We start from the raw sequence: 11,943 nt of genomic DNA on the forward strand, positions 1-11,943 counted from the left end.
AGCCGAAGCACGAACCGCGCGGCGGTGACGACCCGCGCGGACCGAAGCCGTTTGCCATCAAGGACTGCGCTCTGGCCGCGATCGCGACCGGACGGCGGGCGCAGAACCTGAAGGAACTCAGGAACGAGCTCGAGGGCATCGACCTCGACAGCGTCTACTATCACTTCTGGGGAGGGCTCGTCCGCCCCCAGTTCGACGACCCACGCTTCAACAACGACTTCGCAAGGTGGGTTCACAGCGCGCTCAGGAACACCGCCCTGGCCGAGCGCCTGAGCGTCATCGACCCGACGGACTTCGCGGACCTCGAGGACCTCAGGCAGGAGGTCATCGAGGTGCTCGAGGAGGAACTGGACCAGAGTGAGGTTCTCCCGTGGACGTCGCGCGAGGCCCAGTTCCACTTCATCAGATCCCAGATCGTCGTATTCGACACGCACCGCGTCGTCGAGGAGCCCGGAGAGCTGCCCGGCGCCATCGCGGCCATGTCGAACAACAGCGTCTTCTATCACTTCGTGGACGCTCGTCGCAGAACGCCGGGCGGCGTCGACGACTTCCGCTCGTGGTTGTCGGACCTTCCCGGGGACTACGAGGAGCTGGCGCTCCGCTGCCAGGGGGTCGACCCCTTCTACCAGACGCTGTCGGAGCTCAAGGCCGAGCTCGTGCAGATCTTCACCGAACACCTCGGAGGTGACCGGTCGTGAGCGCCCAGCTCGAACGATACGCGGAGGTGGCAGGCGAAGAGGCCGTCGACCAGCTCAGGCAGCTGGCGCGCCCTCTGAAGGGCATGCGTGTCGTCCACGTCAACTCGACGCGCGTCGGCGGCGGCGTGGCGGAGATCCTGACGAAGCTCGTGCCCTTGAAGAGAGAGCTCGGTATCGACGCGACGTGGGAGGTCATCGAGGGAGACGCCGGCTTCTACGGTACGACGAAGTCGTTCCACAACGCGCTTCAGGGAAACCGGGTGACGGTCGGGGCCTCAGAGCTCGACCACTACAGGTCGGTCAACCTCGAGAACGCTCAGAAGCTCCGGGCCACGCTGGAGTCGGCGGACGTCGTCTTCATCCACGACCCTCAGCCGGCGCCGCTTCTCGAGATGTGCCCGAACCGGGAGGGCCGCTGGATCTGGCGCTGCCACATCGACGTATCCCGTCCCTACCGGCCGATCTGGCGGTTCCTGAAGGGCTTCCTCCAGAACTACGACGCGAGCGTCTTCTCGCTGGCGGCCTTCTCGCACAGACTGCCGCACCCGCAGTACCTCATACCGCCGAGCATCGATCCTCTCAGCGACAAGAACCGCGACCTGACATCGGACGAGATCACGTCGGTCTACGATGAGTTCGGGATCGACCCCGACCGAGAGATGATCCTGCAGGTCTCCCGCTTCGACCGGTTCAAGGACCCGGTCGGCGTCATCGAGGCCTATCGTCTGGCCCGGAAGTTCACGCCGACGCTTCAGCTCGTGCTGGCGGGCGGCAGCGCGACGGACGACCCGGAGGGAGCGGCCGTGCTGGACGAGACCAGACGGGCCGCGAACCACGATCCGGACATCCACATCCTCCTTCTCCCGCCGGACGCTCATCTCACGATCAACGCGCTGCAGCGGGCCGCGGACATCGTGCTCCAGAAGTCGATCCGCGAGGGCTTCGGGCTGACCGTCGCCGAGGCGATGTGGAAGAGCAGGCCCGTCATCGGAGGAGACACGGGCGGCATCAGGCTCCAGGTCGTCAACCACCAGACCGGCTTCCTCGTCTCGACCCCCGAGGGCGCGGCGCTCCGCATCCGGTACCTTCTTCATCACAGGGACCGGCTCGAGCAGATGGGCGCCCAGGCGCGGGCCTTCGTCTGCGACCACTTCCTTCTCACCCGGCATCTCCGGGAGTACCTCACGGTCATGCTCGCCCTCGAGCACCAGCTGGGCGACAGGATCGAGCTGGCATGAGCGCGACCGGCTCGGACAGAGGCGGCACAGCGGAGTCCCGCGGCGAGGGGCGCAGCGACGCACCGGACCGGCTGGTCGATGTCGCGGGTGTGCCCGACTTCTGGGACCGGGTCCGGAGGGCCCCGTCCCGCTGCCTCGTCCTCGACTACGACGGAACGCTGGCGCCCTTCCACGAGGACCGGATGAAGGCGAGGCCGCTCGACGGCGTCGTCCCCCTTCTGGAGGAGATCCGGGACAGTGACGCCACCGACCTGGCCATCATGACGGGCCGACCGCTCTCGGAGCTTCTCCAGCTTCTGGGCGATCTCGGGGTTCCCGTCAGCGCCAGCCAGGGCACCGAGTTCCGCATCCCCGACGGGACCGATTTCAGGATCGAACCCCGCCGGGACCAGACGAAGCGGCTCGATCGGGCGTTTCGCGAGGCGCGGGACCTCGGCTTCGCGGAGACGGTCGAGCGGAAGAACGCGTCTGTGGCGCTTCACACGCGGCCGATGACACCGGACGAGGCCCGCGCGGCCGAGGACAGGGTCGCCGCCCTCTGGGAGCGCGACGCGTCCGAGCACGACCTCGAGGTCAGACGTTTCCTCGGCGGCGTCGAGCTCCGGGTCCTCGGCATCGACAAGGGAACGGCGCTTCTCGAGCTTCTCGGCGACGTCGCATCCGACACGCTCTGCGTCTATATCGGAGACGACGAGACCGACGAGGACGCCCTCGCCGTCGTCCGCAGACTGGGCGTCGGGATAAAGGTCGGAAGCCTCGACCGGCCGACGCACGCCGGAGGACGACTGGGCACCCCGCGGGACGTCCGCAGGTTCCTGCGGGCGTGGGTCGAGGTCACGAAGGGACGGTGAGACCGATGGCTGAGGCACCGATAGAGAGACTCGTCGTCGTGTCGAACAGGCTGCCCATCGTCCTGAGCAAGGATGACGGGGCATGGCACGTCGAGCCCGGCTCGGGGGGACTCGTGACGGCTCTCGCCCCTGTTCTCAAGGACCGCGGCGGTCTGTGGATAGGATGGCCCGGTACGACGTACGAGGAAGGCCTGAACGACGCCCTCAGGTCGCACGAGGACTCGGTCGGGTACTCCCTCGTGCCGATATCGCTCACGGCGCGTGAGGTCGAGCAGCACTACAGGGGGTTCTCGAACGAGGTCGTGTGGCCGCTCTTCCACGACCTGCAGTCGAGGTGCAATTTCGACCCGGACTACTGGACGACCTACCAGGAAGTCAACCGGCGTTTCGCGGAGGTCATCGCGGAGAACACCGGTCCGGGAGATTTCGTCTGGGTCCACGACTACCACCTGCTGCTGGTCGCGCGGGAGCTCAGGAAGATGGGGTACGAGGGGAAGCTCGGCTACTTCCTTCACATCCCGTTTCCTCCCCTCGACATTTTCATAAAGCTCCCTTGGCGCTCGGAGGTCCTGAGCGCGCTCCTCGACTACGATCTCGTCGGCTTTCAGACGATGCGTGACCGCCGGAACTTCGTGCACAGCGTGCGCTCGCTCGTCAGCGAGACCGGTTCCTGCGGAAGAGGGCAGGTCTGCGATCTCGAGGTACCGCCGAAGCAACTGCGCATCGGCGCCTTCCCCATCAGCATCGACTACGACGAGTTCGAGGGAATGGCGAAGAGCTCAGAGGTCTCGGAGCGGGCCTGGCACATCCACGAGAAGTTCCCCAACCAGCAGATCATCCTCGGCGTCGACAGGATGGACTACACGAAGGGGATAACGTACAGGCTCCATGCCTATCGTGACGCCCTGAGGCGCTACCCGGACCTCCAGCACCGCGTGACGCTGGTCCAGGTGGTCGTGCCCAGCCGCCGCGGCATCCCCGAGTACGAGCAACTCAAGATCGAAATCGAGCGCCTCGTCAGCGAGATCAACGGCGAGTTCACGACGCACGGCTGGGTCCCGATCCACTACATCTACAGGTCGCTTACGAGGCCGGAGCTCATAGCGTACTACCGGACCGCGGAGATAGCACTCATCACGCCCTTGAAGGATGGCATGAACCTCGTGGCGAAGGAGTACTGCGCCTCCAGCCTGGAGGAGAGCGGGGTTCTGATCCTGAGCGAGTTCGCGGGCGCCGTCGGGGAGCTTCAGCACGAGGCCGTGCTCGTCAATCCGTACGACGTCCACGGCGTCGCCGACGGGATCCACCGCGCGCTTCACATGGACCCGTGGGAGCGCCACGCCCGGATGCACCGACTCAGAAGACTGGTCAAACGACACGACATTTTCTGGTGGGTCGACTCCTTCCTCGAGGCGTCGATCTCGAGGAACCTCGACAGCTTCCCCGTTCTGCAGGAGTTCACGCCGGGGATCGATGCCGAGACGGCCTAGCCGGGGCCCTGCACGAGGAGGAACACATGCGTTGGTCCAGCCCGATCGTCGTTCTCGTCGCTCTGGCGGCGACCGCTCTGCTTGTGTCCGGCTGCGGCGAGGAGCAGACGCCGTTCGCCGAGCGGCTCGAGCAGGCGGACGAGAGCTTCAACGCCAGGCTCTACGAAGAGGCCGGAGCCGAGTACGAGGAGATCGCCGACGAGGCGATCGCCGCAGGCGACACCACGACCTTCGTCGAGGCCTGCGCGATGCGCGCGCGGACCCATCTCATCGCCGGACGCATCGACGAGGGACGCCGCTGGCTCGATCAGGCGGCGGCCCGGGCGGACATCACCGACCCCCCTGCTTACTCACGGTTCCTCGGTGTTCGCGGCCGCTTCGAGTGGCAGGCCGACGAGGACCCGGCCGGAGCGAGCGAGACCTTCCGGGAGATGTTCGACTACTGCAGCAGCCGCGAGCAGTGGGAGCGGGCGGTCGACGCGGCCCACATGGTCGCCCTGACCGGCTCTCCCGAGGAGCGGTTCGAGTGGGCACGACGCGGCATCGCGATGGCCGACTCGGGAGGACTCGGCTCCTGGCTCGGCCCGCTCTGGAACAACCTCGGATGGGACTATATCGACGCGGGCCGCTACGAGGAGGGGCTCGACGCGCTCGAGCGGGCGCGCGAGTATCACTATCAGCACGGTGATTCACTGTCGAAGCTCATCGCCGACTACTCCGTGGCCCACGCGAAGATGAAGCTCGGTCGCCTGGCGGACGCCAAGCTGATGCTGCGCGAGGTCTTCGATACGGCCGAGCGCATGCACGAGAAGGGCAGTCCGAACGGCATCGAGTGGATGGGCATGAGCCGGTGGGACCTCGGCGAGATCGCGTACGCCGAGGGAGAGCGCGCGGTCGCCATCGAGCTCATGACCGAGGCGCTCGATGAGCTCGAGCAGGCGGGGATGCCTGACTGGGCACCGGACGACTGGGCCAAGCGAAAGTCCCGGCTCGAGGAGATCCGGGGCGCATGAAGAAGCCCGCCCCCTCGCCGTTCGCGGCGCACTGGTCGCTCGATCCGGACGTCGTCTTCCTGAACCACGGCTCGTTCGGTGCCTGCCCGCTGCCGGTCCTGTCGTATCAGTCGAGGATCCGGGCGCGGATGGAACGGGGACCGGTGAGCTTCCTCGTCAGGGAGCTCGAGCCGCTTCTGGATGAAGCGAGAGCCGCGCTGGCGGGCTTCGTGGGAGCCGAGGCCGACGACATCGCGTTCGTTCCCAACGCGACCACGGGCGTCAACACCGTCCTGCGCTCTCTCTCTTTCGAGGAGGGCGACGAGCTTCTCACAACCACACACGAGTACAACGCCAGCCGGAACGCGCTCGACTTCGTCGCCGAGCGGTCGGGGGCGTCCGTGCGCGTCGTCGACATCCCCTTCCCCATCGCGTCGAGCGACGTTGTGCTCGCCAGGGTCATGGACGCGGTCACGCCGTGCACGAGGCTCTGCCTCATCGACCACGTCACCAGTCTGACCGGCGTCGTCATGCCCGCGGAGGATCTGTGCGTGTCGCTCGCAAAGCGCGGTGTCGATACGCTCGTCGACGGCGCGCACGCCCCCGGCATGCTGCCGCTCCACATCGACAGGCTGGGCGCGACCTATTACACGGGCAACTGCCACAAGTGGATGTGCGCACCGAAGGGGGCGGCGTTCCTCTGGGTCCGCCGCGACAAACAGGAGGTGATCCGTCCGCTCACCATCAGCCACGGGGCGAACGCGGAGCGTGAGGACCGCTCCCGGTTCCGGCTGGAGTTCGACTGGACCGGCACGTGGGATCCGAGCGCGTATCTCGCCGTGCCGGAGGCCCTCCGTTTCCTGGCCTCGCTCCTGCCCGGAGGCTGGGAGCAGCTCATAGAGAGCAACCGCTCGCTGGCACTCCGGGCCCGGCGCATCCTGACCGAGGCGCTCGACGCTCCGGTCGCCTGCCCCGACGAGATGATCGGCACGCTGGCCGCCGTCCCGCTGGGGCGCGGCACCTACCACTTCACCACGACGGCGCTCTCGTTCGACCCGATGGAGGAGATTCTGAGAGAGCGCTACGGCATCGAGGTCCCGGTGCTGGCCTGCCCGTCGGGCCCGGCCGGCATCCTCCGCATCTCCGCCCAGATCTACAACACCGCCGAGCAGTACGCCTACCTGGCCGACGCCGTCTCCGAGATCAGCTCGATCGGGATCTCCGCAACGTAGAGCAGTTCGCGGTCCCGGTCCCGCAGATAGCGCTGCAGCATATACCCGACGCTCGGTTCGACGACGTCGTGGAAGACAGTGTCGCCGTCGGCCACGACGGTCACCGGCTCGTCCAGGTTGAACATCGCCGGATGCACGAGGATCTTCAGGCGCGCAATCCGCGACGTCTGGAGCTCGACGCGGTTCCCGGACGACAGCGCTCGGACCTTGCCCGAGGGTCTCTCCCGCTTGAAGAGCAGGTAGTTCGCCGGTTCCGGCAGCGAGCCGTCGAGTACGACGCGCTCGCCTTCTCTCAGGACGACCATCCTGAAGTCGTCACCGCGTTCGACCCCACTCTTCCACACATCGAGGTCGTCGAGCGACGCCAGCTTCATCCCGTCCGCCTCGACGATGACGTCGTTCGCCAGAAGCCCGATCCGGCTCGCCGGATAGTCGCCCTCGACGATGCTCGAGACGAGAACACCCTCGACGTCCGACTCGTAGTCAGAGTGGAACCCGATGGTCACGCGATCGTCCACGAGGCCGACGTTGTGGTCGACGTGCCACGGCGCGGGCTCCCCGGTGACGACGCGGTCGATCTCGAGCCACCTGCAGGCCCCGAAGTCGGAGACGGCTGTCTCCCAGGCGATCCTCGGGGGCAGCGGGTCCCTCGGATGCCGGTCGAGGAAATCGAGTATCAGAGGAAGCTCCGTCTCGTCGTAGCTGAAGTCGTGCCCGCCGGGGAGCTCCCGGTAGAGGATGTCGGCCCCGGCCTCCTGCGCCATCCTGACGGTCGGGCGCATGCGCCACGAGGGATAGAGCCCGTCATCGAACGTCGTCACCGCGTAGACCGGGGTCATCGCCATGTTGGGCGCGTAGGTGGCGAGGTCCCCATCGAGGCTTCCAACGCCCATGTGTCCGTTCAGCGCGACGAACGCTCCGTAGTCGTTCGGCGCGACCATGGCGTGAAGGAACGACGCCGACGCGCCGTCGGAGAAACCGCCCATCCAGACCCGGTCGTCCGCAATGTTGTGTTCGCGCTTCGCCCAGCGCACGAGATCCGAGATGTTCGCCATGCCGACCTCGTCCCACCAGGTCGCCCCCTCCTGCCCGAACGGCAGCACGACGATCATCCCCGCCTCGACGGCTGCCGTCACGAGCGAGTGCTCGCGCCCGTACGAGAGCGGGTCCTCCTCGATGTCGGCGCGCGAGACGCCTCCGTGGAGCACGACGAGAAGCGGCGTCTCGACCTCCGGGTCGTAGCTCTCCGGCACGACGACGACCCAGGGCCGCTCGACGCCGTCGGAGCAGACGTGCATCAGGAGACGCGATCGACCGAGAGAGTCCGGCACGGCGTACTCACGCGCCTCGAGGAGGCGGGCGACCTCGCGCCAGTCGGGACCGGCGGAGACGACTGCCTCGAGGGCCGCGTCCCGCTCGCTTCCCGTCTCCGCGTCGAGCACCGCCGCGAGGTCGTCCTGCCAGGCGCCGGCAGCCTGCCCCGCCGGGACGGCGAGCAGGACTGCGACCAGCCAGTACAACGGATGCCTCATCATCTCCCCCTCTCCTGTGGAAGCGGTCAGCGGGAAGGCCCGATGACACGTTCTCGAAGGACCTGTCTGGTTCGAGGACCGGGCCACCGGGTGCCCCCGGTGACAGATGGCGGCCGATCGAACGACGACTCCAGGGAAGGAGACTACGGCATGTGAACCGTCAGGTCGAAGACGTTCTTGAGGAAGAAGAGCCCGACGAACGTGATGATGAGGGCGATGGCCGGCGTGGCCACCCAACCGGCCGCGATGCGTCCCAGGATGCCGAACCGCACGCCCCGCCCCCCGCGCGCCACGGCGATGCCGAGCACGGCACCGATGACCGCCTGGGAGCTTGAGACGGGTACTGGAGGCAGGGACGGAAGACCGAGCGACACGATCCATCCGTGGAACGTCTCGGATGCGAAAGCGTAGAGGACGATCGACTGTGAGAGCACGACGATCAGCGCCATCAGAGGGGTCAGGCGGAAGAGGTCCCTGCCGACGGTCATCATCACTCTCCGCGAGTAGGTGTAGATGCCGACGGCGATCGCGACCCCACCGATGAGATAGAGCGCCTGCGCGTTGGAGAGCCCGATACCGGCCCCGAACCGCACGCTACCTTCCGGGAAGGCCGGCACGAAGACACCCATGACGTTGGCGATGTTGTTGGCTCCGAGCGCGTAGGCCCCGAACGCGCCGCTCGCGAGGAGCGCGACTCGGGTGAGCGTATCGAGCCTGAGAAGGTGGATCCGGCAGCAGGCGAGCGACCTCCGCAGGAGCCAGTAGAGACCTGCCGCGATGACGCCGGCCAGGACCGGCGATGCCACCCAGGCTCCGACGATCCTCGAGAGAAGCGCCGGATCGGTCTCCGTGCCCGTGAAGAGGTTCCAGCCTACGATGCCGCCGACGATCGCCTGGGAGACCGAGACCGGCAGCGCCGACTTCGTCATGAGGGCGACAGCCAGTGCCGCGGCAAGCGCGACCATGAACGAACCGGCCAGCGCGTTGACCGCCCCCAGGTCGCCGAGCGTGTCCACCGGACCGGCGCCGGAGATGACGGCGCCGACGGTCACGAAGATGCCGCCCGTGACGGCGGCCGTCCGGAACCGTACCATCTTCGTCGCGACGGCGGTGCCAAAGACGTTGGCGGCGTCGTTCGCGCCGAGCGTCCAGCCGAGTACGAGCCCGCTGGACAGGAAGAACAGCAGCATCGAGGTCCTCCACCCGGGCACCGGCCGGTGTCGCTCGCGACAGGACCGGAGCCGACGGGGGCCTACATGAACCGTTTGATCACGGAGATGGTCAGGCGTTCGCTCACGTCCTCGGCCTCATCGGCGACCATGTCGATGTAGAGCACGAAGTCGTCGAGGTGGATCTTCCGCGCAAGCTCGATGTCCTTGTCGAAGATCCTGCGCTTCAGTCGCTCGGCTACGGCGTCGGCCTCCTTCTCCCAGAACTTGACCTTGTGCGCGCGGTCGGTGACGGTGCGGTCGTTCATGAAATACCCGCGGATGCCGAGGATGAGCTCGTCGACGGCGCGTCCGCCGAAGCATGCCAGCTCGATGTAATCGTCGCTGAGGTCTTCAGGCACTCTGGGGCGCTGCACCGAGAACCGCATGAGCGCGGTCTTCGCCGCATTGATCACCTCGTCCGTGCGCTCGAGGAGGCCGAGCACGTCGCCTCTGGACTCAGGGATCAGCGTGTACGTATAGAGCTGCCGTTCGATCTCGAGCCGCAGGCGGTCGGCCTCCTTCTCGAGTTCGCTGACACGCTCCCTGCGCCGTTCGAAGTTGTCGACCTCGCCGTGCATGTAGTCCTTGATGGCCTCCTGGAACAGGAGTCCGACGTCGGTCGCCGTGTCCAGGAATCGCCCGATCTGAGCCTCCAGGGCCTTCGTCTTCGAGAAGATCTTCTCCATCGGTCACCTCGCGTCCTTTCCGGCATACCCGCGGCGCCGGGGGCCCGAAGTCTTCCGGGAGGCCGACGCCTGTCTGCCTCCCGGAAGTCCCCCGCCCACGGGCTCTTGTGTCAATGCCGAGCATACGCCAGAACGAACCGTCCATCAAGGCGCGCGGATCCGATTTCTTAACAGGAAGCTAACACTTGCATATATGGCCAGAACTGCATATACTCCACTGTATGAACTCTGACCAACGGCAGGACAGGAACTTCACACGCGACGCGCGGGTCCTCAAGGCGCTCGCCAGCGAGCCGAGGCTTCGGATCGTCGAGCGGCTCTCGCGGGGGCCCGAGTGTGTCTGCGAGCTGACCGAGCTTCTGGGAAGCGACCAGTCGACGGTCTCGCGTCACCTGGGCGTGCTGCGCTCGGTCGGCATCGTGGCCGGCCGGCGTGAGGGACAGCACGTCTACTACCGCCTGCTGACGCCGTGCGTGCTCTCGTTTCTCGGCTGTGCGGCCCTCGTTGAACGGGAAGGAGCGTCCTCCCCCGATGATGAAGCATGACATCCGCACTCTGGTGCTCGTGGTCGCGCTCTTTCTCGTCTTCTACTTCGTGCCGTTCGAAGCCGGCCCGGTCAGGAACGCCATCTCCGAGGCGCTCGCTCTCGTCCAGTGGTACGCGAGAGAACACATGCTCTTCGGCCTCCTCCCCGCCTTCTTCCTCGCGGGGGCCATCAGCGCGTTCATCTCGAAGTCGGCCGTGATGCGGTACCTCGGAGCGCGGGCCCACCGCGGCGTCGCGTACGCCGTCGCGTCGGTCTCCGGCTCCGTTCTGGCCGTCTGCAGCTGCACGATTCTCCCCCTCTTCGCCAGCATCTACTCGCGAGGCGCAGGGCTGGGCCCCGCGACCACGTTCCTCTACTCAGGCCCGGCCATCAACGTGCTCGCCATCATCCTGACCGCGCGGGTCCTCGGACCGAGGATCGGTGTCGCGCGCGCCGTCGGCGCCGTCGGCTTCAGCATCGTCATCGGGCTCCTCATGCACCTCTTCTTCAGGAAGGGAGAGGCTGCCAGAGCCGAGGAGACGATGCAGCTTCCCGAACCGGAGTCGGAGCGTCCGGCCTGGAAGTCGCTCGTCACCTTCGCGACCATGGTGGCCATCCTCGCGTTCGCGAACTGGGGACACGCGACGTCCGAGAGCGGGTTCTGGCACGTCGTCTACTCGATCAAGTGGCCGCTCGCCGGCGGCGCTGCGGTTCTGCTGGCGGCGCTGCTCGTCATGTGGTTCGGCGTGAAGACCTGGCTGGCGGGACTTGTCGGGGGCATCGTCCTCATCCTGTCGCTCGTCGCACCGGGCCGACCGCTCGTACCGTTCCTCGCCGGCGTGGCGGGGCTCATTCTCATCGCCGGTACGGGTACCAGTGAGACCAGACGCTGGATGGATGGATCGTGGCAGTTCGCCAAGCAGATCCTGCCACTCCTCCTCGTCGGCATCGTGATCGTCGGGGCTCTGCTTGGACGGCCGGGGCACGACGGGTTGATCCCCGCGCGGTGGATCAACATGCTCGTCGGCGGGAACTCCATCAGATCGAACGTGATCGCCGCCCTGGCGGGCGGCCTCATGTACTTCTGTACGCTGACAGAGGTGCCGGTCGTCCAGGGACTCATGGGCGCCGGCATGGGCGAGGGCCCGGCCCTGGCCTTTCTGCTGGCGGGGCCGGCCGTGTCGATACCGAACGTCCTGATCATGCACAGCGTCGTCGGCACAAAGAAGACCGCGGTCTACCTGGCGCTCGTTGTGACGCTTGCGACGGGGACCGGTGTCGTCTTCGGGCTGGCCGGCGGCTAGGACGCTGCGCGCACCAGGCAGTCCCCCACCGTGGCCCCGATGTCCCGAGCGATGACCGGGCACTTGACCCGCAGCAGGAAGACGACCTCGCGCGACACGCCGCTCAGCGTCTCGTAGTTCCCCTGCCCCTTCGCGATCACCAGATCGGCCCTGTCGAAGAGGTCCCTGAACGCGTCCCCGGCC

At 66.9% G+C, this 11,943-nt stretch carries 12 protein-coding genes; 8 read left to right on the forward strand and 4 right to left on the reverse strand.

Translation table 11 applies throughout. The features are described 5' to 3' along the window. Window positions 1-56 precede the first annotated feature (56 nt). Genes GF405_01620 through GF405_01645 form a run of 6 tightly spaced genes read left to right on the forward strand, consistent with a single transcriptional unit; the run spans window position 57 to window position 6,501 of the window. Window positions 57-698 carry a hypothetical protein gene (locus GF405_01620; protein ID MBD3366855.1) on the forward strand — a complete coding sequence of 214 codons (642 nt, stop codon included), beginning with the start codon at window positions 57-59 and terminating at the stop codon, window positions 696-698. Further along, the gene (locus GF405_01625) at window positions 695-1,936 is read left to right on the forward strand and encodes a glycosyltransferase (GenBank protein MBD3366856.1); all 1,242 of its coding nucleotides are present in this window, start codon (window positions 695-697) and stop codon (window positions 1,934-1,936) included. Before GF405_01620 ends, GF405_01625 begins: the two co-directional genes overlap by 4 nt. Next, entirely contained in the window at window positions 1,933-2,787 is an 855-nt protein-coding gene (otsB, locus tag GF405_01630) for a trehalose-phosphatase (protein ID MBD3366857.1), read from the forward strand. Before GF405_01625 ends, otsB begins: the two co-directional genes overlap by 4 nt. Before the next feature lie 5 nt (window positions 2,788-2,792). Continuing rightward, window positions 2,793-4,277, forward strand: coding sequence for a trehalose-6-phosphate synthase (locus GF405_01635; GenBank protein MBD3366858.1), 1,485 nt, complete (start codon window positions 2,793-2,795; stop codon window positions 4,275-4,277). A gap of 26 nt (window positions 4,278-4,303) precedes the next feature. Next, window positions 4,304-5,290, forward strand: a complete 987-nt coding sequence (locus GF405_01640; GenBank protein MBD3366859.1) for a hypothetical protein — start codon at window positions 4,304-4,306, stop codon at window positions 5,288-5,290. Beyond that, window positions 5,287-6,501, forward strand: coding sequence for an aminotransferase class V-fold PLP-dependent enzyme (locus GF405_01645; protein ID MBD3366860.1), 1,215 nt, complete (start codon window positions 5,287-5,289; stop codon window positions 6,499-6,501). Before GF405_01640 ends, GF405_01645 begins: the two co-directional genes overlap by 4 nt. Here the strand turns inward: GF405_01645 and GF405_01650 are convergent. The 3 genes from GF405_01650 to GF405_01660 all read right to left on the reverse strand — a co-directional run bounded on the left by GF405_01650 (window position 6,447) and on the right by GF405_01660 (window position 9,930). Continuing rightward, window positions 6,447-8,033 carry a PDZ domain-containing protein gene (locus GF405_01650; protein ID MBD3366861.1) on the reverse strand — a complete coding sequence of 529 codons (1,587 nt, stop codon included), beginning with the start codon at window positions 8,031-8,033 and terminating at the stop codon, window positions 6,447-6,449. The genes GF405_01645 and GF405_01650 overlap by 55 nt on opposite strands. Before the next feature lie 143 nt (window positions 8,034-8,176). Then, window positions 8,177-9,223 carry an inorganic phosphate transporter gene (locus GF405_01655; protein ID MBD3366862.1) on the reverse strand — a complete coding sequence of 349 codons (1,047 nt, stop codon included), beginning with the start codon at window positions 9,221-9,223 and terminating at the stop codon, window positions 8,177-8,179. 62 nt (window positions 9,224-9,285) lie between these two features. Beyond that, the gene (locus tag GF405_01660) at window positions 9,286-9,930 is read right to left on the reverse strand and encodes a DUF47 family protein (protein ID MBD3366863.1); all 645 of its coding nucleotides are present in this window, start codon (window positions 9,928-9,930) and stop codon (window positions 9,286-9,288) included. Between the two features lie 221 nt (window positions 9,931-10,151). Here GF405_01660 and GF405_01665 point away from each other — a divergent pair, with 221 nt between their 5' ends. Both GF405_01665 and GF405_01670 read left to right on the forward strand, forming a co-directional pair. Continuing rightward, window positions 10,152-10,475 carry a metalloregulator ArsR/SmtB family transcription factor gene (locus tag GF405_01665; GenBank protein MBD3366864.1) on the forward strand — a complete coding sequence of 108 codons (324 nt, stop codon included), beginning with the start codon at window positions 10,152-10,154 and terminating at the stop codon, window positions 10,473-10,475. Further along, on the forward strand, window positions 10,465-11,760 hold the full coding sequence (locus tag GF405_01670; protein ID MBD3366865.1) for a hypothetical protein: 1,296 nt from the start codon (window positions 10,465-10,467) through the stop codon (window positions 11,758-11,760). Before GF405_01665 ends, GF405_01670 begins: the two co-directional genes overlap by 11 nt. Here the strand turns inward: GF405_01670 and GF405_01675 are convergent. Next, the coding region (locus GF405_01675) for a DUF89 family protein (protein MBD3366866.1) at window positions 11,757-11,943 on the reverse strand (187 nt) is incomplete at its 5' end. The genes GF405_01670 and GF405_01675 overlap by 4 nt on opposite strands.

This window comes from Candidatus Effluviviaceae Genus V sp. (genome assembly GCA_014728125.1).
GTDB lineage: Bacteria > Joyebacterota > Joyebacteria > Joyebacterales > Joyebacteraceae > WJMD01.